This window comes from Streptomyces sp. NBC_01426 (genome assembly GCF_036231985.1).
Taxonomy (GTDB): Bacteria; Actinomycetota; Actinomycetes; order Streptomycetales; family Streptomycetaceae; genus Streptomyces.
The window spans coordinates 6,697,540-6,721,928 of sequence record NZ_CP109500.1; the positions used below are offsets into that span (position 1 = coordinate 6,697,540).

Annotated in this window: 12 protein-coding genes; 8 read left to right on the top strand and 4 right to left on the bottom strand. The window is 72.7% G+C overall.

The features are described from left to right. The first annotated feature begins 2 nt into the window (after nt 1-2). The 3 genes from OG906_RS29935 to OG906_RS29945 are packed head-to-tail and all read left to right on the top strand — an operon-like array spanning nt 3 to nt 14,460. Nucleotides 3-1,793, top strand: a complete 1,791-nt coding sequence (locus tag OG906_RS29935) for an ABC transporter ATP-binding protein (protein WP_329447210.1) — start codon at nt 3-5, stop codon at nt 1,791-1,793. Between the two features lie 57 nt (nt 1,794-1,850). Continuing rightward, nucleotides 1,851-12,773, top strand: coding sequence for a non-ribosomal peptide synthetase (locus tag OG906_RS29940; protein ID WP_329447211.1), 10,923 nt, complete (start codon nt 1,851-1,853; stop codon nt 12,771-12,773). After that, nucleotides 12,760-14,460 carry an ABC transporter ATP-binding protein gene (locus tag OG906_RS29945; protein ID WP_329447212.1) on the top strand — a complete coding sequence of 567 codons (1,701 nt, stop codon included), beginning with the start codon at nt 12,760-12,762 and terminating at the stop codon, nt 14,458-14,460. Before OG906_RS29940 ends, OG906_RS29945 begins: the two co-directional genes overlap by 14 nt. A gap of 101 nt (nt 14,461-14,561) precedes the next feature. Here OG906_RS29945 and OG906_RS29950 read toward each other — a convergent pair whose 3' ends face one another. Then, complete coding sequence (locus OG906_RS29950; RefSeq protein WP_329447213.1) at nt 14,562-15,671, bottom strand: alpha/beta hydrolase-fold protein; 1,110 nt, start codon at nt 15,669-15,671, stop codon at nt 14,562-14,564. A gap of 278 nt (nt 15,672-15,949) precedes the next feature. On the opposite strand from OG906_RS29950, the gene OG906_RS29955 reads away from it, so the two are divergent. The 4 genes from OG906_RS29955 (at nt 15,950) to OG906_RS29970 (ending at nt 19,927) form a co-directional block, all read left to right on the top strand. Then, on the top strand, nt 15,950-16,162 hold the full coding sequence (locus OG906_RS29955) for an MbtH family protein (protein WP_267796382.1): 213 nt from the start codon (nt 15,950-15,952) through the stop codon (nt 16,160-16,162). Between the two features lie 473 nt (nt 16,163-16,635). Next, nucleotides 16,636-17,787, top strand: a complete 1,152-nt coding sequence (gene argJ, locus OG906_RS29960) for a bifunctional glutamate N-acetyltransferase/amino-acid acetyltransferase ArgJ (RefSeq protein ID WP_329447214.1) — start codon at nt 16,636-16,638, stop codon at nt 17,785-17,787. A gap of 20 nt (nt 17,788-17,807) precedes the next feature. After that, nucleotides 17,808-18,716 (top strand): acetylglutamate kinase, encoded by a 909-nt coding sequence (gene argB, locus OG906_RS29965; RefSeq protein ID WP_392895856.1) that lies wholly within the window; start codon nt 17,808-17,810, stop codon nt 18,714-18,716. Nucleotides 18,717-18,760: 44 nt separating this feature from the next. Then, nucleotides 18,761-19,927, top strand: a complete 1,167-nt coding sequence (locus OG906_RS29970; RefSeq protein WP_443067473.1) for an acetylornithine transaminase — start codon at nt 18,761-18,763, stop codon at nt 19,925-19,927. Nucleotides 19,928-19,946: 19 nt separating this feature from the next. On the opposite strand, the gene OG906_RS29975 is transcribed toward OG906_RS29970, so the two are convergent. The 3 genes from OG906_RS29975 to OG906_RS29985 form a co-directional block, all read right to left on the bottom strand. Next, nucleotides 19,947-20,888, bottom strand: coding sequence for a MerR family transcriptional regulator (locus tag OG906_RS29975; protein WP_329447217.1), 942 nt, complete (start codon nt 20,886-20,888; stop codon nt 19,947-19,949). A gap of 253 nt (nt 20,889-21,141) precedes the next feature. Then, entirely contained in the window at nt 21,142-21,657 is a 516-nt protein-coding gene (locus OG906_RS29980; RefSeq protein ID WP_329447218.1) for a GNAT family N-acetyltransferase, read from the bottom strand. 302 nt (nt 21,658-21,959) lie between these two features. After that, complete coding sequence (locus OG906_RS29985; RefSeq protein ID WP_329447219.1) at nt 21,960-23,417, bottom strand: MFS transporter; 1,458 nt, start codon at nt 23,415-23,417, stop codon at nt 21,960-21,962. A 139-nt stretch (nt 23,418-23,556) separates the two neighbouring features. Between OG906_RS29985 and OG906_RS29990 the strand changes: the two genes are divergently transcribed. Beyond that, nucleotides 23,557-24,378 carry a helix-turn-helix transcriptional regulator gene (locus OG906_RS29990; RefSeq protein ID WP_329448175.1) on the top strand — a complete coding sequence of 274 codons (822 nt, stop codon included), beginning with the start codon at nt 23,557-23,559 and terminating at the stop codon, nt 24,376-24,378. Nucleotides 24,379-24,389: the final 11 nt, after the last annotated feature.

Genomic DNA, 24,389 nt, shown 5'->3' on the forward strand with positions numbered 1-24,389 from the left:
GTGTGACTACCACTGACATTCGGGTCGCCCCGGCAACCCTGCGTACGACGACCGGACGTGAAGCAGCCCGATGGGTCGCGGCTCAATGCCGCAAGATGCCCTGGCTGTCGTCCGCCGCCGTACTCAGCACGGTCGCCGGGGCGGCGCTCCAGATGCTCCCCGTGCTGCTCCTCGGCCGGGTGGTCGACGGAGTGGTCGGGGGCGAACCGCGTTCGATCCTGGTCACGATCGGTGTGCTGATGGTGGCCGCCGCGCTCCTCGGCGCGGCGGCCACCGCGGTGTCGGCCTACCTGATCGGGCGGCTCGGCGCCGACCTGCTCGCGCAACTGCGGGAAGGCGCCGTACGGGCCGTGTTGGGCATGCCCAGCGCCCGGGTCGAACAGGTCGGTCGCGGGGACGTGCTCTCCCGGGTCGGCGACGACGTCGCGGTCCTGTCCAAGGGCATCCGTTCGGCCATCCCCACGGTGTTCTCCGCGGGCGTGCTGGTGGCCATCGCCACCGTCGGCATGTTCGGGCTCGACTGGCGGCTCGGCCTGGCGGGTGCGTGCGCGTTGCCGGCCTACGCGCTGGCCCTGCGCTGGTACCTGCCCCGGTCCGCCCCCCTCTATCAGAAGCAGCGGGTCGCCCAGGCGGACCGCGCGCAGGCCCTGATCAGCGGTCTGAACGGCATCGAGACCGTTCGGGCGCACCGCCTGGAGGAGGCCTTCCGGGAGAAGGTCTCCGAAGACTCGCGGCGGGTGAAGGACCTCGGGATCGAGGTGTTCCGCTTCTTCGGTCGTTTCGTCGGCCGGGAGAACCGTGCGGAGTTCATCGGCCTGGTCCTGATCCTCGTGGTGGGCTACGTCCTGCTGGAGACCGGTTCCGCCAGCCTCGGCGAGGTGTCGGCGGCGCCGCTGGTGTTCCACCGGCTGTTCACCCCGCTGGGCGCGATCATGTTCACCTTCGACGAGGCCCAGAAGTCGGGCGCGAGCCTGACCCGGCTCGTCGGGGTGCTGGCCGAGTCCGAGGAGGAGAAGCGGCTGGTCGGCGACTCGACCGCCGCGCTGGTGGACAACACGCCGTCCCCGGTGACCGTGCGGGGGCTGACGTTCGGCTACCCCGGCGCCGAGGAACCGGTCCTGAGGGACGTCAACCTGACGATTCCCGCGGGTGGTTCGCTGGCCCTGGTGGGCGCGACGGGCGCCGGCAAGTCGACCCTGGCCGCGCTCATCGCCGGCATAGGGATCCCGCAGGCCGGATCGGTCCGGGTCGGCTCCACCGACCTCACCGATCTCGACGAGGCCGGAGCGAGGGCGTTGGTGAGCATCCTGACCCAGGAGACACACGTGTTCTCCGGTCCGCTCGCCGACGACCTGAGGCTGGCCGCCCCGGAGGCGACCGACGCCGAACTGACGGCTGCGCTGCACACCGTGGGCGCGGACGAGTGGGTCGAGGCGCTGCCCGACGGGGTGTACACCGCGGTGGGCGAGGGCGGTGAGCGCCTGGACGGCACCAAGGTCGCCCAGATCGCCCTGGCGCGACTGGTGTTGGGCCGGGCTCCCGTGGTGGTGCTCGACGAGTCGACCGCGGAGGCCGGCAGCGAGGGTGCCGCGGAGCTGGAACGGGCCGTCCTGGCCGCGTGCGAGGGCCGAACGACGCTGTTCGTGGCGCACCGGCTGACGCAGGCGGTGGCGGCCGACCGGATCGCCGTGCTGGACGCGGGCCGTGTCGTGGAGCAGGGCACGCACGAGGAGTTGGTGGCCCTGGGTGGCCGCTACGCGCGACTGTGGCTGGCCTGGAAAGACGGTAGTTAGGCAAACCTAATTTAGGTTAGGCTGGCCTCAGTACCTTGGAAGGGTGTTGAGTCTTCAATGATGGAACCGAGCGCTCGTCTCGTGCTGATCTCTCCCACGCGCCTGGCAGACGTGCGCCGGCGTACCGGCGGACACACCGACCGGACCATCGCCGAGGCCTGCGCCATCGCGCTGGCGTACTGGGCGACGGGCAACAGCCCCGACGGCATCGACCTCGTCCCCGGCACGCTCTTCGCGGACGTCCTCGGATGGGTCGACAACGGCGGCACCGCGCCGAGTGGTTGGCAGGTCGGTGAAGCCGGCCCGGACGGGACGGGCATCACCGTCCCCGAGGGCGTCCTGCCGTCCGACGCGCAGCTCGCGCTCGACGACCTGGCCGACTTCCCGGACCGGCCGATCGGCACCATCAGCCCGTCCGGCGTGGCGGAGCGGCTCACCACCCTGGCCCGGTGGAACGACACCCGGGCCGACCGGGTCCGGCCGACCATCGTGGAGATGTTCCACGAACAGGCACGGCTGCGGCCGGACGCGGTCGCCGTCATCGACGAGGACCGGTCGCTCACCTACCGCGAGGCGGCCGAGCTGTCGGCCCAGCTGGCCCACCACCTGATCGGACGCGGACTCACCGCCGAACAGGTCGTCGGCATCTCGCTGGGCCGCAGCGCCGACATGGTGATCGGCCTGCTCGGTGTGCTGCAGGCCGGCTGCGCGTTCGTACCGCTGGACCCGCAGTGGCCCGCCGCGCGCCGAGCCGTCGTCATCGACGACGCGAAGGTCGTGGTGCAGCTCAACGACTCCGGCGAGCACGACCCCGCCGAACCGGCCGCCGTCGCCGTCGACCTCGACGACTGGCGGTACGCCGAGCAGCCCACCGAGGACCCCGGCGTCACCGTCCACGGCGACTCGCTCGCCTACGTGATCTTCACCTCGGGTTCGACCGGGCGGCCCAAGGGCGCGATGATCCGCCACGAGGCCATCAGCGAGCGCCTGTTGTGGCAGGTCGACGAGATCCTGGGCTTCGGGCACGACGACGCGTCGCTGTTCAAGGCACCCCTGTCGTTCGACATCTCCATCAACGAGATCTTCCTGCCGCTGGTGTGCGGCGGCCGCCTCGTGGTCCTGCGGCCCGGCGGCGAACGCGACCCGCACCACCTGCTGAGCGTCATCGCCGAGCACCGCGTCACCTTCACCTACCTCGTCTCGTCCATGTTGGACGTCCTGCTGGAGATCGCCGGCGACTCCGACCGCCTCGACAGCATGCGGCACGTGTGGTGCGGCGGCGAGGTGCTGACCCCGGAGCTGTACGAGCGCTTCCGCACCCGCCTCGACATCCCCATGTACCACGGTTACGGCCCGGCCGAGACGACCATCGGCGTCTCCCACGTCATCTACCGGGGCGAGGCGGAGCGCCTGTCCACCTCCATCGGCAAGGCCAACCCCAACACCCAGCTCTACGTCCTCGACGACGAGCTGCGCCCGGTCCCGGTCGGCGTCGGCGGCGAGCTCTACGTGGGCGGCTTCCTCCTGGGACGCGGATACGTGGGCGCCCCCGGCCTGACGGCCTCCCGGTTCGTGGCGAACCCCTTCGCCAACGACGGCTCCCGGCTGTACCGGACCGGCGACCTCGCACGGTTCGCCCCCGACGGCTCGCTGGACTTCCTGGGCCGCGCGGACAACCAGATCAAGATCCGCGGCATGCGGCTCGAACTCGAAGACGTCGAGATCGGCCTCGCCGAACACCCCGGGGTGCGGCACACCTGCGTCATCGCGAAGAAGAACAGCGCGGGCGGCACCTACCTCGTGGGATACGTCATCCCCGCCGCCGGCAGCGAGGCGCTGCGGGCGGACGAGGTCAAGGCGTGGGCCGTCGAGCACATGGTCGAGTACATGGTGCCCGCCCACGTCGTCGTGATGACGGAGTTCCCGCTCACCGCGAACGGCAAGCTCGACCGGCGCGCCCTGCCCGAGCCCACCATCGTGACCGGCTCGTACCTGCGGCCCTCCACCGACGACGAGCGCGCCGTCTGCGCGGCCGTCGCATCGGTCCTGCGGCTGGAAGAGGTCGGCGTCGACCAGGACTTCTTCATGCTCGGCGGGGACAGCATCCTCGCGATCTCCCTGCTGAGCGCGCTGCGCGACGCGGGCCTCTACGTCACCGCGGGGCAGATCTTCGCCAACAGCGTCCTCGGCGCACTCGCGGCGGTGGCGAGCCGCGAGGACGCGGGCCGCCCGGACCACGCCGACGTCGCGACGGGTTCCGTCACGGGATCGCCCATCGTCCAGTGGCTCGGCCGGACCACCGACGCGATCGACGGCTTCGTGCAGTCGGTCGTCCTGAACACCCCGGCCGGCCTCTCCGCCGAAGCCCTCGACGCGATCCTCACCTCCGTCGTGGCCCGACACGACATGCTGCGCGCACGGCTCGTGCGCGGGGACCGCTGGAGCTTCGACATACCGGAGGCCGACGGGAACCCGGCCGGCCTCCAGGAGAGCGACCTGCCGCTCGACGCGTGCGTGGCCCTCGCCACCGAGGGGCTGGACCCGGACAACGGCGTGATGCTGCGGGCCGTGTGGCGCCGCGAGGCACGCCAACTGGTCCTCGTCGTCCACCATGTGGTGATCGACGGCGTGTCCTGGCGGATCCTCATGGAGGACCTGGCCACGGCATGGCGCCAGTACTCCGCCGGCGAGACGATCGAACTGCCCGCGGTCGGAACGTCGTTCCGGCGCTGGACGCAGCTCCTCGCGAACGCGGAGTTCGACGAGGACCGCGCCCACTTCGAACAGCCCCTCCCGGGCCCCGACGCGCCGCTCGGCAGGCGGGCACACACCGAGGCCGACACGGTCGAGCGGGAGCGGGAGCGGACCGTCACGGTCGGCGCCGAGGTCACCGCCGCCCTGCTGGGCGAGGTCCCGGCCAAGTTCCACGCCGGCGTCAACGAGGTCCTGCTGACCGCGCTCGCCGTCACCCTCGCCCGGTGGCGCCGCGACCGCGGCCAGGAGCAGACGTTCGCGCACATCGAGCTGGAGGGCCACGGCCGCGAAGGCCGCCACGTGGCGGGTTCCTCCGGCGTCGAGCCGGACCTGTCGCGGACCGTCGGCTGGTTCACCACGCTGTTCCCGGTGTCCGTGGACCCGGGCACGGCCGACGACTTCACCGCCCCCGAGTACCTCGCCGCCGCCCTCAAGGCGGTCAAGGAAGACCTCGCCCGCGTGCCGGGCAACGGTCTTTCCTACGGCGCCCTGCGATACCTGGCCGACGCCGCCTTCACGACCCCCGCACCCCAGGTCCTGTTCAACTACCTGGGCCGGTTCGACGCGGGCGCGTCCGGCGACTGGCAGCTCTCGGGAGCCACCGGACAACTCGGTGAGAAGCGCGACCCCAGGATGAGCCTGCCGCGCGCCCTGGAGTTCAACGCGATCGCCGAACCCGCCGCCACCGGCGAGTACGAACTCGTCACCACCCTCACCTGGCCCGACGGGATGTTCAGCGACACGGACATCGACACGATCGGCGGATACTTCCGGGCGGCCCTCGCCGGGCTGGCCGCGCTCGACCAGGGCGGCCACACGCCCAGCGACTTCCCGCTGGTGCGGCTGACCCAGGCCGACGTCGACGACCTGGACGGCCCCACGCTGCGCGCGGTGCTCCCCCTGACTCCGCTGCAGGAAGGCCTGTACTTCCACTCGGTCTTCGACGACGACTCCGCGGGCAGCTACGTCGAACAGCAGCTGCTGACGCTGGAGGGCGACCTCGACGCCGACCGGCTCGCGGCCGCGACCACCAGGCTGCTCACCCTGTACCCCAACCTGGCCGCCCGGTTCACGGCCCTCGCCGACGGCCGTGTCGTCTCCGTACTGGAGAGCGGGGCCGAGGCGCCCTTCACCACCCTCGACCGGCCCGGCATCACCGACGAGGAGATACGCGACCACGCCGAGCGGGACCGCCGCGCCGGATTCGACCTGGCCACCGGCCCGCTGATGCGGTTCACGCTGATCCGCGACGCGGAAGCCGGCCGCGCCGTCCTGGTGCAGACGGTCCACCACATCATCGCCGACGGCTGGTCCGTGCCCCCGATGCTCCGCGCGCTGCTCGCCGAGTACCACGCGCCGGGGAGCAGGTACCCGCTGAGCGGCTTCCCCGACTACGTCGCCTGGCTCGCCGGACGCGACGCCGACGAGAGCGACCGCGTCTGGGGCGCCGAACTCGCCGAGCTGCCCGGCCCCTCGCTGGTCGCCAAGGACCACACCCCGTCCAACCGGTTCGCCGACACCGCCGCGGAGCCCGCCGACGACGTCGACGCGGCCGCCCGGGCGGCCGGCGTGCCGCTCAGCGTGGCCGTGCACAGCGCCTGGGCGTTGACCCTCGGCGGCATCCTGCACTCCGGTGACGTGGTGTTCGGTTCCACCGTCTCCGGTCGCGACGCGGACGTCCCCGGCATCGGGGACATGGTCGGCCTGTTCATCAACACCGTTCCGTTGCGCGCCCGTTGGGCCGCCGACACCACGGCGCGCGACCTGCTGTCCTCCGTGCGCGAACACCAGGGCGCGGTGCTGCCGCACCAGCACGTCTCGCTGGCACGGATCGGCCGCCAGGCCGGCGTCGGCTCCCTCTTCGACACCCTCGTGGTGTTCGACGTGGCGACCGACGTGTCCGACCTGCGCCGCCCCGGCGACACGCTGGCCATCACCGACCTCGTCAACGAGGGAGCCCCCCACTACCCGCTGACCCTGGTCGTGGAGCGGTCCCTCGACGGCCGACCGCGCTTCAACCTGATCTACGACGGCGAACTGCTCCGCGAGAGCAGCGCCCAGGACATCCTGCGCACGTTCACGCACACCCTCGCCGGCCTGCTCGCCCGGCCGGACGCCCCGGTCGCGAGCCTGCTGCCGGAGGGCGCCCGCACCCCCGCACCGATCGCCCCGACCACCCTCGGCGCGCTCTTCGACGCCGCGGCCGACCGGGACCCGGCGGCCACCGCCGTCACCCAGTGCGCGCTCGACGGCACCACCCGGTCGCTGACCTACGGGGAACTGGCCGCCGCGAAGAACGAACTGGCCGCCGCCCTGCGCGCGTCCGGTGTCCGCCCGGGCCGGCGCGTGGCCGTGGCCGTACCGCGCACCATCGAGCAGGTCGTCGCCCTCGTCGCGATCGTCAGCGCGGGCGGCGCGTACGTCCCGCTCGACATGGCCTACCCGGACGAGCGGCTGGAGTACGTCCTCGCGGACTCCGCGCCGCAGGTCGTCCTCGTCGACCCCGGGCAGCGGGACCGCTTCACGACCCTGCTGGAGAAGGCCGGCGTCACCGCCCGCGTCCTCGTCCAGGGCGACGAGGTGCCCGAGGACGCCGCGGTCGCCGCGGCGCAGGCGGTCGGCCCGCACGACCCCGCGTACGTGATCTACACCTCCGGCTCCACCGGCCGCCCCAAGGGCGTCGTCGTCCCGCACTCCAGCGTGGTGACCCTGCTGGCCAACACCCGGCCGGACATGGGCTTCGGCCCGGACGACGTGTGGGTCCAGTTCCACTCGTACTCCTTCGACTTCGCCGTCTGGGAGCTGTGGGGCGCCCTGGCGCACGGTGGCGAGCTGCTCGTCCCCGACTACGGTCTGACCCGTTCCCCGGTCGACTTCCACCGGCTGGTCCGCGAGCGCGGAGTGACCGTCCTCAACCAGACTCCGTCGGCCTTCTACCAGTTCGTCGAGGCCGACCGGCACGCCGGCGAGCCGCTCCCCGCACTGCGCCGGGTCATCTTCGGCGGCGAGGCACTGGACCTCGGACGACTGCGCGGCTGGGTGGAGCGGCACGGCGCCGCGGCCCCCGAGCTGGTCAACATGTACGGCATCACCGAGACCACCGTCCACGTGACCCACCGGGTCCTGACCGAAGCCGACTTCGGACCCGGCGTCGACGACGTGAGCCCCATCGGCGGCCCCATCCCCGGCCTCGTCACCCACCTGCTCGACGACCGGCTCCGCCCGGTGCCGCCGGGCCAGGTCGGCGCCATCTACGTGGCGGGCGACCAGGTCGCCCTCGGCTACCTGGGCCGGCCGGGCCTCACCGCGGGCCGGTTCGTCGCGAACCCGTTCGCGAACGACGGCTCCCGCATGTACCACACGGGCGACCTGGCCCGCCGAACGCTCGACGGCGAGCTGGAGTTCGCCGGCCGCGCCGACGACCAGGTACAGCTCAAGGGCTTCCGCATCGAGCTCGGCGAGGTCGAGTCCGCGCTCCGGGACCTCGACGGCGTGGTCGACGTGGCCGTCACCGTGGCGGACAGCGGCGACCACCTGGTCGCGCACGTCGTCGGCCGACTGCCCGGCGGCCTCTCCGCCCTCCTCGCCGCGAAGCTGCCCGTGCACATGGTGCCCGGCCGCGTCCTGCCCGTGGACTCCCTGCCGCTGACCGTCAACGGCAAGCTGGACCGCAAGGCCCTGATCGAACGGGCCGCGCAGGACGACACCCCGGTGGCCGTCACCGATTCCGCGCTCGCCTCGCTGATCGGCGTCTTCGCCGACACGCTGTCCCACCCGGCGGCCGACGCCGACACCGACTTCTTCGGCGCCGGCGGCGACAGCATCGTCGCCATCACCGTCGTGAACCGGGCCAGGGCCCTCGGCCTGCCGATCGCCCCCCGCGACGTGTTCCTGCTGAAGACGCCGCGGGCCCTCGCCGAGCACCTGGCGGCGCGCACGCCGCAGGCCGCGGCGTCCGCCCCGGCGGGCACGGCCGTGCCCGTACGCCGCCAGGACGGCCCGGTGGCACCGACGCCGATCATCCTGCGCCAGCGCGAACTGGGCGGCTCCCTCGCCCGGTTCGCCCAGGCCAGGACGCTGGAAGTGGCCGAAGGCACCGGGGCCGCCGACATCGAGCGCGCCGCGAACGCCGTACTGGCCGCCCACCCGGCCTTGCGGATGCGCCTGCACGCCGAGCACGGCGTCTGGACCCTGCGCACCGAACCCGCCCGCGAGGCCACCGTCCTGCTCGCGGACACCACCGACGCCACGGCCGCCGCCAACGAGGCCGCCGGACGGCTCGACCCCGAGTCCGGGGACGTCATCGCGTTCACCCGGCTCGCGGCGACCGGCACCCTCGTGATCACCGTGCACCACATCGCGGTCGACGCGGTGTCCTGGCTGATCCTGCTCGACGACATGGAGAGCGCGCTGCGGGGCGAGACCCTCGCCCCGGCGACCACGTCCTACGCCGAGTACGCCGAGGCGCTCGTCCTGCGGTCCGCCGCCGACATCGCCGACCTCGGACACTGGGTCGACACCCTCCAGGCACCCCCGCTGCTGCCGGCGGTCGGCGGGCTGCGCGACGTCACCGTGGTCCTGGAGCCCGACGCCGGCGACCGGGTGACGCGCACCGCCCCCGCCGCACTCGGTGTCGCACTGACCGAGCTGCTCTGCGGCGCCCTGCGCACCGCGCTGACGCGGATCCAGCCGTCGCCCACCGATCTCGCGATCGAGCTGGAGCGCCACGGCCGGGTCGAGGTCCTGGAGCACCACGACTACACCCGCACGGTGGGCTGGTTCACCGCCATCGCACCCGTCCGGCTCACCGCGCACACCGACCCGGTCGCGGCGGCCCGCGAACTCGCCGAGCGGCAACCGGACGAGGCCGGGCACGCCGCCTACGGCCGACTGCGGTACCTCAACCCGCAGACGGCGCCGCTGCTGACCGCCCGCCCGCAGGTGCTGTTCAACTACCTCGGCCGGGGCAGCGAGTCCCGGACACCACACATCACCGGCGGCGACCAGGGCAGCCCGTACGCCGTGGAGGTCAACGCCTGGACCGACGCGGCCACGGGGGCGCTGCACGCGACCTTCACCCTCGCCGAGGAGATCCCCGAGGAGATCACCGCGCACTGGCTGCACGCCCTGGACGCCATCGCGGAAGCCTCCACGACGGCCGAACGCACGGCGCCGGTCACCGCGCTCCAGCGGGGGCTGTTCTTCCAGGCCCAGATGGCGGGCTCGGCCGGACACTACGTCGCGCAGAGCTGGTTCACCTTCGACCGTCGCCTGGACACGGACGCGCTGGCCGAGGCCATGTCCGCCGTGATCGCACGGCACCCGGTCGTCGGCGCCGGCTTCACCACCGACGACGACGGGAACCCGGTCCAGACCCTCAAGGCGGGCCGGCGGGTCGACGTCCACACGGTGGAACTGTCCTGCGACGAGGAGGTCGCGGCCCTGCGCGACCGGGACCGCAACACCGGGTTCGACCCGGCCGAACCGCCGCTGATCCGACTGACCGTCGTCCGGCTGCCCGACGGCCGCGACGGCCTGCTCCTCAGCTACCACCTGCTGCTGTGGGACGGCTGGTCCCGCGGGATCGTGCTGCGGGACCTGTTCGACGCCTACCAGGCCGTCCTGGCCGGCGAGCGACCGAACGCGATCCCGGCCACGCCGGCCTTCGAGGACCACGCCCGGGCACTCGCCGCCAAGGACCCGGCCGTCTCGGAGCGCTTCTGGGCCGAGCACCTGGCCGGACTCTCCGGCCCGACGCTGCTCGCCGGACCGGCGCCGTCCCTCTCGGACGACCTGCCGCCCGCACTCGTCCACCGGCTCTCCGCCGAGCAGTCGCAGCTCCTGCGGGAGACGGCCAAGACCCACGGGGTCACGCTGAACTCGGTCCTCACCGGCGCGTTCGGCCTGCTCCTGGGCGCCCACACCGGCCGCGGCGACGCCGTGTTCGGCGTGACCGTCTCCGGCCGCGAGGGCGAGGGACTGTCCGACATCGTCGGTGTGCTGCTCAACACCGTGCCCATGTGGACGCGGGCCAGGCCGAACGACACCGTCCGCGACTACCTGTCGTCCGTACAGGCCGCCCGGGTCGAGGCCATGGAGCACGAGCACCTCGGGCTCGGCGAGGTCCAGCGGGCCAGCGGCCACGACACCCTGTTCGACAACCTGTTCGTGCTCCAGAACTTCCTGGACATGGACGCGCTCACCGAGATGAACACCCGCCACGGCATCACCGAGGTGAAGTCGGACGACTCCACCCACTACCCGTTCACCTGGGTCGTCACCCCCGGCGACCGGCTCACGATCAAGCTGGAACACCGCCACGGCGACAGCGACGACGCCCGCCGCCTCCTGGACGACTACGTCGGCGTCCTGGAGGACCTGGCCCGCTCCACGGGACCGGTGGGCGCGCTGCGCGGCCTCGGCTCGCTGCCCGAGCCCGACGCCCGCACGGACATCGGCACCGACACGGTCGTCGACCGGTTCGACCGGGCGGCGGACCGCTCGCCGGAACGCGTCGCCCTCGTCGCCCACGGCCGGAGCATGACCTTCGCCGAACTCAGGGACCGCAGCCGCCTGCTGGCGGGCGTGCTCGCCGGGCGCGGCATCGGACCCGAGAAGACCGTGGGTCTGGCCATCCCGCGCTCGCTGGACTGGATCGTGGCGCTGTTCGCGGTGCTGCGCACCGGAGCCGCGTACGTGCCGCTGGAGCTGGACCACCCGGACGAGCGGATCGCCACCATCGTCGCGGACGCCCGCCCGGAGGTCATCCTCACCGTCGGCGCCGTGTCGCCCCGGCTGACCGGCGACCTGATCGAACTGGACCGCCCCCTCCCGGAGGCCGAGCCGCTCGTGACGTTCGCCCCGGACGACCCGAACCGGCTGCGGCACCCCGCGTACACGATCTACACCTCCGGTTCGACGGGGAAGCCCAAGGGCGTCGTGACCGAGTACGCCGGCCTCACCAACATGCTGATCAACCACCAGCGCCGCATCTTCGAACCGGTTCTGGCGGAGCACGGCCACCGGACCTTCCGGATCGCCCACACCGTGTCGTTCGCGTTCGACATGTCGTGGGAGGAACTGCTGTGGCTCGCCGACGGCCACGAGGTGCACATCTGCGACGAGGAACTGCGCCGCGACGCCCCCGGCCTCGTCGAGTACTGCCGTGAGCACGGGATCGACGTCGTCAACGTGACCCCGACCTACGCGCAGCAGCTGGTGGCCGAGGGCCTCCTCGACAACCCGGACCGGCGCCCCGCGCTGGTACTGCTGGGCGGCGAGGCGGTCACCCCGACCCTGTGGCAGCGGCTCGCCACCACCGAGGGAACCGTCGGCTACAACCTCTACGGACCCACCGAATACACCATCAACACCCTGGGCGTGGGCACCTTCGAGTGCCAGGACCCGGTGGTGGGCGTGGCCATCGACAACACCGACGTGTTCGTGCTGGACCCCTGGCTGCGACCGCTGCCGGACGGCGTTCCCGGTGAGCTCTACGTCTCGGGCATCGGCATCGCCCGCGGCTACCTCGGCCGGCCGGCCCAGACCGCGCACCGGTTCGTCGCGTCGCCGTTCGGCGCACCCGGCGAGCGCATGTACCGCACGGGGGACCTGGTCGTCCGGCGACCCGACGGCAACCTGATGTACCTCGGCCGCACCGACCAGCAGGTCAAGATCCGCGGCCACCGGGTCGAACTCGGAGAGGTGGAGGCCGCGTTCGCCGCGCACCCGGCGGTACGGTTCACCGCCGCGGTCGCCCAGCCCGACCCGCAGGTCGATGGGGCCTACCGGCTCGCCGCGTACCTCGTGCTCGAAGGGTCCGACCTGGCGACGGTCGCCGCCGAGGTGGGCGCCGCACTGCCGGACTTCCTGCGCCCGACCCACTACGCCCAGGTCGACGCCATCCCGCTGACCGTGAACGGCAAGGCCGACACCAAGGCGCTGCCCGAACCCAAGCCACTGGGATCGCTGACCACTTCGGGAGAACGCGGCCCGGAGACCGAGACCGAGATCACGATCTGCGAGTTCTTCGCGGAGGCCCTGGACCTGGACGACGACGAAGTGAGCGCGGTGAGTGATTTCGTCTCCCTCGGGGGACACTCCATGCTGGCCGTACGTCTGGTAGGACTACTGCGCCGTGAATTCGGCCCCGTGATCACCATCCGTGATCTGTTCACCCTCCGCACCCCGGAAGCGATTGCCCACCACGTCGATGACAACTCCTGACACGCAGAGGCCCCGCTCGGGGTCCGACATCCTCCGGACGGCCGTCCGCGGCAACGCCGGCGCCATGGTCTGGGGCACGGTCCTCATGGGCCTGTACCAGGCCGGTGAGACCGCCTTCCCCATCGCGCTCGGCCTGATCGTCGACCACACGATGCGCGAGCGGAGCCCGGGGGCCCTGGCCCTCTCGATCGCCGCGCTGGCCGTGATCATCACGACGGTGTCGCTGTCGTGGAGGTTCGGCATGCGCATCCTGCAGAAGGCCAACACGACCGAGGCCCACCGCTGGAGGGTGCGGGTCGCGGCCTGCGGCCTCCAGCCGGTGGCCCGGGACGTCGACCTCAAGTCCGGCGAGGTGCTCACCATCGCCACCGAGGACGCCGACCAGACCGCCGACATCGTCGAGGTCGTGCCCATGCTGATCAGTTCCTCGGTCGCCGTGCTGATCGCGGCGGTCGCGCTGAGCGTGGCGGACCTGCGGCTCGGCCTGCTGGTCATGGTGGGAACCGTGGCGATCCTCTCGGTCCTGAGCGTGATGTCCAAGAAGATCGGCTCCAGCACCAAGGAGCAGCAGGCCCGGGTGGCGCGGGCGGGCGCGAAGGTCGCCGACCTGATCACCGGCCTGCGCCCGCTGCACGGCTTCGGCGGCAACCACGCGGCCTTCCGGTCCTACCGGAAGGTCAGCACGGAGGCGAAGCAGCAGGCGATCACCGTCGCCGGTGTCAACGGCACCTACGCGGGCACCGCGCTGGCGCTCAACGCGACCCTCGCGGCCGCGGTGACCCTGATCGCCGGCTGGCTGGCCTTCAACGGGCAGATCAGCATCGGGGAGCTCGTCATGGCCGTGGGCCTGGCGCAGTTCATCATGGAACCGCTCAGGCTGTTCTCGGACATGCCCAAGTACGTGATGATGGCGCGCGCCTCGGCGGAACGGATGGCCCTGGTGCTGTCCGCCCCGCCGGTGGCGGCCTCGGGGACGGCGAGCCCGGACGCGGGCGGCGACCTGGAGATCGACTGCGTCCGGTACGAGTCCCTCCAGGGGCTGAAGTTCCGCGTCCCGGCGGGCGAGTTCACGGCGATCGCGGTCTACCAGCCGCGGGCGGCGGCCGAACTCGCGTCGATCCTCGCCGTGAACGTGCCGCCGGCCGGGTACGAGGGAGTGGTGCGGCTCGGCGGGCAGGACCTCGGTGACCTGTCGGTCGAGGCGGTCCGCGCACACATGCTGGTGAACCCGTACGACGGGGAGATCTTCGCGGGCACGCTCCGTACGAACATCGACCCCTCGGGGACCAGTCGGACGGTGCCCGAGGCCGTCGAGGCGTCCATGCTGACCGATGTCGTCGCCCTGCACCGGCAGGGACTCGACTACGAGGTCCGCGACCGCGGCTCGAACCTCTCCGGAGGACAGCGTCAGCGGCTCTCGCTGGCCCGGGCCCTGGCGGCGGACTCCGATGTGCTCGTCCTGCGCGACCCGACGACGGCCGTGGACGCGGTCACCGAGCAGCTCGTCGCGCGCAACATCGCGAAGCTGCGCCGGGGGCGTACCACCGTCGTCATCACCAGCAGCCCGGCCCTGCTGGACGCCGCCGACCGGGTCCTCGTCATGGACGCGGGAGTCGTCACCGCGGAAGGCACCCATCGCGAACTGCTGGCCACCGACCCGGCGTACCGCCTGGCGGTGACCCGGTGACCCGGACCCGGTGACCCGGACCCGGTGATCCGGTGGACCGTTGACCGAAAGGGGCCCGGGGGCCCGGCGATCGCGCCGGGCCCCCGGGCCCCTTTCGGTCGTCAGGCCAGCGCCCAGGCGACATCCCTGAGCATGGCCTGCCGCCAGCCCGCCCGGTCGTGGCCCGCCGCCGAGCGCGACACCCGCACGGTCGCACCGGACCGTTCCGTCAGGGTCTCGACCAGCTCGCAGTGGGGACGCATGCGCGTCTCGTGCTCTCCCAGGTCGAAGGCGATCCGCAGCCCGGGCGGTGCGGGGCGTTCGCGCAGGCGCGCGGCGATGGTGCCGCCGATCGGGCCGCCCAGGGGGTCCGGCAGGTCCGAGGCCTCCGGCGTCCACCAGAACGACCCCGACTGGCAGGCGACGCGGGACACCAGTTCCGGGAACTCGGTCGCCGCGTACATCGCGCTCAGCCCGCCGAGGCTCTGCCCGGCGACCACCAACCGGTCCAGGTCGGCGGGTACACCGCACTCCGCCACCAGGGGCAGCAGTTCGTCCCGTACCGCCTCCCACAGTTGCGGCCTGCACCCGAACTCGGCCTGCCGGTCCTTGGCCGGTACGAAGACCAGCGTGACCGGGGGCATGTCGCCAGCGGCGACGGCCGCGTCGAACGCGGTCATGGCCGGGTGCAGGTGCAGCCAGTCGTCGCCGTCGAGCAGCAGGACCACCGGTCCGCCGCCGCCCGACGGGTGGACCCGCACGGTGCGCCGCCCGCCGAGGAGTCCGCCGGCCCACCGGATCCGGGTGCGGGGCAGGGGCAGCACGTCGGCGGCGTCGACGGCCGGCCAGTGCGGCTGCGGGGGAGCGTCCGGGGTGGCGACGATGGACCGGTCACCGCCGGCGCCGACCGGGTTGAACGGATCGGCGTACGACGCGTCACCGGCGAGGAACTGGTAGGTGACCCGGAGTCGCGCGGGCATCGGGACCTCGGCGTACCAGCAGTCGGTGTCGCGCCACCGGATCAACGGCACCGGCTGCGACCAGCTCTCGAACTCGACGACCGCGGGGCCGCCGCGCCACAGGAACAGGGTGACCCAACCGCCCTCGCCGAACGGCGCGGACGCGGGCGTCGCGGCCGCCCAGAACGCGTCCGTGCCGGGCGCGTCGTGCAGACCGAACGCGGCGAAGGGAGCCTCCGGGGCGACGGGGGAACCGTGGAAGAGCTCCGTCATGACCGAACTCCCGTGCGGCCGCGTACCGTCCGGAGGGGGCCACCGGAGAATCGGCCCGCGCCGTCCTCGGCGCGGACCCGTTCGCGTGCACCCATCGGTGCCTCCTTGTGAGGGGGAAGGGGAAACGTTAAGGTTAGAATTAGGCGAGCCTAACCTAAGTCAAGCTCTGCTTACTCTCGACCGATTCTCCCCGCGGGCACGGCGCCCGCCGCCGGGCTGCGCGCCACACGCCCCGACGGCAACCGTCGGTCCCATCGGGCTCCAGGAGGAACCCCACCATGAGCACCAACCCGTTCGACGACGCCGAAGGCCGCTTCCAGGTCCTGGTGAACGACGAGGGCCAGCACTCCCTCTGGCCTTCCTTCGCCGAGGCGCCCGGAGGGTGGGTGATCGCCCTTGAGGAGACCACCCGCGACGCGTGCCTGGAGTTCATCGAGTCCCGTTGGACCGACCTCCGCCCCCGGTCCCTCGCGGCGGCCGTCGACGCCTGACCGCAACCGCCCGGAGCCGGCCCGCGCCGCCGGGTCGAGGTGGCCTCCTCGCCGGGGCGGGCCGGCTTCGCGGCGCGATGCGGCCCACCCGGCGGACGCCGCTCCGCCGGGCCGGGCCCACCGCCCGTTCCCGCCCTGCCCGTCGGAGGGCCTCGCGGTGGCGGATCGACCACACCGCGCCGGACGCCCGGTTGACCCTCCGGGTCGATCGCCCGCCTCGCAGCCCCGCGATCGCCGGTGCGCCGCCCTCGGATGCGGGTCGCCGGCCCCGCCTCGCCATCGGCCGACCGCAGCGCGCTGCCCTCCGCCCGAAGGGTCGGATCCTTCCATATTAGGTTAGGCTAAGCTAAGCGAGCTGAACGGCCGTGCGCCATCGACAACCCGACGAGGCACCGCCGGTGGCGCGGTGCGCACCATGACATTGCCCTCGGCCTGCCGACACGGCTGGGCCTGCCCACAATTGGAGTGGCTCCGTGAGCGTGACCGCCGCACAGGGATTCCTCGCCAGCGGAGTGACCGCCGGCATCAAGGAATCCGGTGATCCGGACCTGGCCCTTGTGGTGAACCGGGGACCGTCGCGCGCCGCCGCTGGTGTCTTCACCTCGAACCGTGTGCAGGCCGCGCCCGTGCGCTGGTCCCGCCACGCGCTCGCCGACGGGCGGCTCTCCGCCGTCGTCCTCAACTCCGGGGGTGCGAACGCCTGTACGGGACCCGGCGGCACCGAGGACGCCCGGGAGATGGCCGAGCGCACGGCCCGGGCCGTGGACGCGGTCCCGGGCGAGGTGGCGGTGTGTTCCACCGGCCTGATCGGCATCCGACTGCCGATGGACCGGGTGACGGACGGCATCGCCGCGGCCGCCGAACGACTGTCCCCCGAAGGGGGCGAAGAGGCCGCCGTCGCCATCAAGACGACCGACTCCGTCCACAAGACGGCGGTCGCCGCCGGCGCCGACTGGACGGTCGGCGGCATGGCGAAGGGCGCCGGCATGCTCGCCCCCGGCCTCGCCACCATGCTGGTCGTCCTGACCACGGATGCCGACGTGAGCGCGGACGTACTCGACTCGGCGCTGCGCGAGGCGGTGCGCACCACCTTCGACCGGGTGGACTCGGACGGCTGCATGTCCACCAACGACACCGTGCTGCTGCTCGCCTCGGGCGCCTCGCGTGTCACGCCCGACCCCGCCGACCTCACCGCTGCCGTCCACGCCGTGTGCCAGGACCTGGCACGCCAGTTGGTGGCGGACGCCGAGGGCGCCTCGAAGGAGATCGAGGTCGAGGTCGTCGGCGCGGCCTCGGAGGCGGACGCCGTGGAGGTGGGCCGCTCCATCGCCCGGAACAACCTCCTCAAATGCGCGCTGCACGGCGAGGACCCCAACTGGGGCCGGGTGCTGTCCGCGATCGGCACCACGTCGGCCCGCTTCGACCCGGACCTGTTGGACGTGGCGATCAACGGTGTCTGGGTGTGCCGGGACGGATCCGAGGGCGAGCCGCGCGACAAGGTCGACCTGTCCGACCGCCGGATCACCGTCACCGTCGACCTGCGCTCCGGTGACTCCCGCGCCACCATCTGGACCAACGACCTGACGGCCGAGTACGTCCACGAGAACAGCGCCTACAGCTCGTGAACGGGGCCGAGATGACGGAGATGAAGACACCGGCCGCCCTGTCGGTCTCCCCGGACCTCCCGTGGCTGGAGGAGCTCCAGGGCCGGACGGTGGTCGTCAAGTTCGGCGGCAACGCCATGATCGATCCCTCCCTGCACCGCACGTTCGCCCAGGACGTGGTGGAGCTGTGGCACGCGGGCCTGCGGCCCGTCGTCGTGCACGGCGGCGGACCCCAGATCAGCGCACTGCTCGACCGGCTCGGTCTGGAGGTGCGTTTCGAGGCGGGGCTGCGGGTGACCACACCGGAGACGATGGACGTCGTGCGCATGGTGCTCACGGGCCAGGTCCAGCGCGAACTCGTCGGGGCCATCAACGCCCACGGGCCGTTCGCCGTGGGCATGTCCGGCGAGGACGCGCACACCATGACCGCCGTGCGGCGTCCGGCCTGGGTGGACGGCCGGTCGGTGGACATCGGCCTGGTCGGCGACGTGGTGGCCGTGGACGCCGCGACGATAGGCGCGCTGCTGGAGCAGGGCCGCATCCCCGTGGTGTCACCCGTCGCGCGCGGCGAGGACGGTCAGGTCTACAACGTCAACGCCGACCTGGCGGCGTCGGCCCTGGCCGTGGCCCTCGGGGCCGAGCGGCTGGTGATGATGACCGACGTCGAGGGACTGTACGCGGACTGGCCACACAGCGCCGAGGTGATAGATCGCCTGACGGCCGGTGAACTGGACGCACTGCTGCCCGAACTCGCGAGCGGCATGCTCCCGAAGATGGAGGGCTGCCTGCGCGCCGTACGCAACGGCGTCGCCAAGGCGCGCGTCATCGACGGCCGGGTGCCCCACGCACTGCTGCGCGGTGTCTTCACGGAGGAAGGACCCGGCACCACGGTGGTGCCGGACGACGGACCCGGGCCCGAGGGGTCCGGCGGCAAGGAGGACGGCGCGTGACCGCCGACGGCACGACCCGGCTCACCGCCCGCTGGAGCGCGGTGATGATGGACACCTACGGCACGCCCCCGCTGGCCCTCGTCAGGGGTGAGGGCAGCACGGTGTGGGACGAAGACGGCCGTGCCTACACGGACTTCACCGGCGGAATCGCCGTCAACGCCCTCGGACACGCCCACCCGGCCCTGGTCTCGGCCGTCCGGGACCAGGTCGAACGCCTCGGCCACGTGTCGAACCTGTTCGTCTCGCAACCGCCCGTCGCCCTGGCGGAACGGCTGCTGGCCCTGCTGGGCAGGCCGGGCCGGGTGTTCTTCGCGAACTCGGGCGCCGAGGCGGTCGAAGCCGCCTTCAAGATCGCCCGCAGGACCGGTCGCACGCACGTGGTCGCGACGGAGGGAGGGTTCCACGGGCGCACCATGGGCGCGTTGGCGCTCACCGGCCAGCCGTCCAAGCGGGACCCGTTCCTGCCCCTGCCCGCCGAGGTCACGCACGTCCGCCACGGCGACACGGCGGCGCTCCGCGCGGCCGTCACGGAGCGCACCGCGGCCGTCTTCCTCGAACCGGTGCAGGGCGAGGCCGGAGTCGTCATCCCGCCCGAGGGGTACCTGCGGGCCGCCCGCGAGATCACCCGGGCCACGGGCAGCCTGCTCGTCCTGGACGAGGTGCAGACCGGGATCGGCCGCACCGGCCACTGGTTCGCGCACCAGGCCGAGCCGGGAGCGGAGCCCGACGTGATCACCCTGGCGAAGGGCCTGGGCGGTGGTCTGCCCATCGGCGCCACGATCGCCTTCGGCGCCGCCGCCGAGCTGCTGACCCCCGGTCAGCACGGGTCCACCTTCGGCGGCAACCCGATCTCCTGCGCCGCCGGACTCGCCGTCCTGGACACCATCGAGAAGGAGGGGCTGCTCGCCCATGCCGTACGGGTGGGGGAGCGGCTCGGGAGCGGCATCGAGGCACTCGCCCACCCGCTGGTCCGAGAAGTGCGAGGCGCCGGGCTGCTCTTGGGCATCGCTCTCGACCGGCCGGTCGCCGCGCGGGTCCAACGGGCCGCACAGGACGCCGGGTTCCTCGTGAACGCGGCCGGACCGGACGTCGTACGGCTCGCGCCCGCCCTGACCCTGCCCGAGGAGCAGGCCGATGCCCTGGTGGCGGCACTGCCCGCGATCCTCGACGCCGCGTACGACCACGACCACCCGGCATCCACCGGCACCTGACAACCGTCACGCCGTCCGACTAGGGCCCGTCCCCGGAAGCGGGTGACTCCCGGGCGGTGAGTTCCTCGGCCAGTTCCATGCAGCGCAGGCGGGCCGGGGAGAAGTCGTAGGGCATCTTGGCGATGGCTTCGAATGCGCTCATGGACCCCTGCCCCCTGCCCGGGCCGTGGCCGGCCTCGTCCTCGTCCTCATCAGCGGTAGCGGTGGCGGGGTCGGGGTCGGGGTCGGGGTGCAAGGCGTCCCAGGAGTCGAAGAGCGCATCGTCGCTCCGCGCCAGGCCGGAATCCTCGATGACGGCTTGCAGCACCGTTTCGAAGGAGTGCCGTTCGGCAGCCACCCGGGACACGCGGGGGTCATCGACGTCGATCGTGTCGTCGAGTGCCTCCTCGGCGGCATCCACACGGTCGGATTCCTCCCGCAGTTCCGGGTGGGTGGCCAGGGCGATGAAACGGGTGGCCTGGACGGCCGCACCGAGCGGGCCGAACATCCGCTCGGTGACCAGCAGGCTGTCCAGGTCCGCCTGGCGCAGGGAGCCCTCGGGCAGGCTCTTGAGGCGGCCGGTGACGAAGTCGGAGAGCAGGCCGACCCTGCTGCCTTCGACGCGCATGCGCCGCACGGCGGTTCGCTGCCGCCGCAGCTCTGCCTCCTGGGCGACGAGGGTGTCCTCCAGCCGCTCCAGGATGCGCGCGATGCCGTGGTCGCCGGCGGCACCTGCGGAAGCCGTGTCGGCGAAGGCGTCACGGATGTCGTCCAGGGCGACCCCGGCGTCGGCCATCTTGCGGATCCACAGGAGCCGGATCATGTCGTCGTAGCCGTAGCGGCGGCGGTCGTCACCGCCCCGCTCGGGCTCGGGGAGCAGACCGATCTCATGGTAGTGACGGATCGCCCGCGGTGTGGTGCCGACGAAGGCCGCCGCGTCACCGATCTTCACCTGGCGCGGCGGGATGAAGGACGAATGCATGAGCGGGGCCTTCCTCGGTGGGGCGGGACACGAGTCCACCGGACCACATGCCGCTACGGAAGGTGCAACTCCAGGCACTGCGCCCGGCATCCACGCCAGGAGACGCATGCCCGGACCGTCGCCTCGAACCGCACCGCGCGGGTGCCGATCCCGGCCCCCACGCCTCGACGCCGCCACCTCCGGAACCGTCCGTATGCCGTCGCCCGGCCCGGCAGCCGCCAAGTCCCGTACCGGCTGCGGATCTCGCGGGCGCCTACAGGGCGCGGGACAGGACGTGCGCGTTGCGTTCGGGGTCCAGGGACCGCGCCCAGGCGGTCGGCGCCAGGCTCGGGCTGGTCGGGACGAATCCGTGGCGCAGGAAGAGGCGGCCACTGCCCGTCGTCGCCGTGAACAGCGTCGCCATCGAGCGGGCGCGCGCCGCGGCGAACGCCGCGTGCAGCAGGCGGGCACCCATGCCCGTGCCCTGCCGGTGGCCCGCGACGCAGAAGTTGTACAACACGCCGGCGGCGGAGTGTTCGCGCAGCGCGAGGCAGCCTTCGAGGCTCCCGTCGGGGGCTTGGGCGACGAGGAAGTCGGACGCCCGGGAGAGGTAGAGGGAGAGGGGGCGCTCGCGCAGCGCCCCCGCGCGGACGAACGGCCACGAGAGGGCGGCGAGTTCGGGGCCTTCGTCCCGGTGCGCCGGTCGTACGGAGAAGTCGGGGGCGTCGCGGCGCCGGGTGGCGATGGCGCGGGGCGACGGCGCGGCGGCGGGCAGCGTGGCCGTGGTCAAGGTGTTCCTTCCTCGGTTCCGCCGTGCGCGGTCTGGGGGCGTCCGGACGGAGTCCAGGACGCCGGATCGTCGCGGACCCCCGGCGGAACGGTCGAAGTAAGGTTAGCCTTACCCGGGTGATTGAGCCAAGCCGGCCCGTGCCGACGGCACGGACCGCCGCGCGGCCGGGAACGGGTGGAGAACCGCGTCCGGTTCGGCGGCGGTCCCGCGGAGATCCCGGTCACGGCCCCCGCCCGCCCGCGATCGAGGAGAGCCGGAAGGGGCGGCCCGCCGGGCCGCCCTCCGACTCCGCCCGGCGTGGTTCACGCGGCGGGACCGGCCGGACCCGGCAGAGCCGAGGCGCGGGCGGCCTTCGTGCCCAGGCCCAGACCCAGCGCCGCCAGAACCGCCGCCGCGATGACGATCGCCGCGTCGACCGCGAGCACCAGACGGGTTCCGTCGAAGAGCGAGGGACCGGTGGTGGCGAGGACGCCGAGCAGCGGGATCCCGATGGTGATCCCGACCTGCTGGGTGGTGGTGACCAGGCCGGTGGCCAGGCCCTGTTCCGCGTCGCGCACCCCGCTCGTCACGGTGACCCCGTACGAGATGATCGCGCCGAGGTGGCACATGCTGGCCAGCGATACGGCAACGGTCGCCAACAGCGCGCCCGAACCCGTGCCCACGGCGAGCAGCGCCGCGGTGAACACGCCCTGCCCGAACAGCGAGGCGACCAGCGTGCGTCGGGCGCCGAACCGTCCGATGACCCGGGGCGCGTACGAGCCGGCGACCACCGACGCGAGGCCCTGGACCCCGAACACCAGACCCGTCAGGAACGCCGACAGGTGCAGGGTCTCCTGGAGGTACAGGGTCAGAACGAAGACGACCGTGGACATCATCGAGAAGGTCACCAGCCCGCCGAGGTTGCCCCAGGCCACCGTGCGCCGCTTGAGCATCGGCAGGGAGACGAGCGGGGCGGCGGACCTGGACTCCACCACGACGAAGGCGACGAGCAGGAGCGGACCGGCGATCAGCGTCACCCAGACGTCCGCGCCGTGGAAACCACGCTGGGCGGCCGTGGACAGGGCGTAGATCAGGGCGAGCAGCCCGCCGGTGACCGTGACCGCCCCCGGCACGTCCAGGCGCGGCCGCTCGGGAGTGCGGGACTCGGGCAGCAGGCGCGGGGCGACGGCGAGGACGACGACCGACGCCGCGGCGAGCAGCCCCATCGTGGACCGCCAGCCCAACGTGTCCGTCATGACGCCGCCGAGCACCATGCCGACCGTGAAGCCGAGCGAGAGCAGGGTGCCGGAGATGCCGAGCGCCTTGTCGCGCAGCGGGCCCTCGGGGAAGGTCGTCGTCAGCAGGGACATGCCCGTCGGCACGATGACCGCCGCGCCGAGGCCCTGGAGCACGCGGCCGGTCAGGAAGGACGCCGGGTCCCAGGCGAGGGTGGTGAGCAGCGAGGCGGCGCCGAAGAGCGCGAGCCCGGTGAGGAAGAGCCTCTTGCGTCCGTGCAGGTCGGCGATCCGGCCGAAGAGCAGCAGGAAGCCCCCGGAGGGAAGCGCGAACGCGGTGACCGCCCACTGCAGGGCGGACGGGCTCAGGCCCAGGTCCTTGCCGAGGACCGGCAGGGCGACGTTCAGCACGGAGAAGTCGAGCGCCACCATGAACTGGGCGGCGCACAGGACGAAGAGGACGAGTCTGGCCCGGCCGGTGAGCCGGTCGCCCCCCTCGGCGGCCGACTGCGGCCCGGTGAGCGTGGTGTGTGTGTCGATTGCCATGACCACACCCTCGCCGCCCGGGAATGCCCGTGGAGAGTGGGAACTTATCCTGTTGGTGGCACCACCAGGGTGCCGACAGGGGGAGTCCGTGGCCACACCGTTCGACCAGCACCGCCGTTCCGAGCTGCGCGAGTTCCTGATGAGCCGGCGGGCCCGGATCACCCCGGCGGTGGCCGGACTGCCGGACGGCGGGGCCCGCCGCCGCACCCCCGGGCTGCGCAGGGAGGAGGTCGCCGTCCTCGCCGGGGTCGGGGTCTCCTGGTACCAGTGGCTGGAGCAGGGCCGTGACATCACCGTCTCCCCCCAGGTCCTCGACGCGGTGGCCCGGGTCCTCAGGCTGACCAGCGCCGAACGCCGGCACCTGTACGTGCTGGCCGGGCTCAATCCGCCCGTGCTCGAAGTGGCGGCGGCCGACCGGGACATGTGCCACGGGCTGAAGCGGTTGATCGACGCGTGGATGCCGTTCCCCGCGCACATCATGGACGTCTACTGGAACACCGTGATGTACAACGACGCGGCCGCCCTCGTGCTCGGCATGCGCCCGGAGATCGTGCAGAACTGCCTGATCGCCTTCTTCACCGACCCCCTCTACCGGGCCCGTTCCAAGCACTGGGAGGAAGTCGCCTGCCACGTCGTCGCCCAGTTCCGGGCGGCGTGCTCGGAGTGCCCCGACGACGAGGGGTTCCGCTCGGTCGTGGAGGAGGCCAAGGAGGCCAGCCCGGAGTTCACCGAGCTGTGGGAGCGGCGGGACATCCGGCCCGGCGGACTGCTCCGCAAGGAGATCGAGCACCCCGTCGTGGGCGCGCTCTTCTTCGAGTCGACCCAACTGCGCGTTCCGGCCCGCCCCGACCTGGGGATCGTCCTGCACACCCCGCTGCCGGAGGCGGCCACGGCGGAGAAACTGGACTGGCTGACGTCGCCGGAGGGGCGGCGGGGGGTCTTGTACCCGCTCGCGGGCTGAGCCCCCGGCGG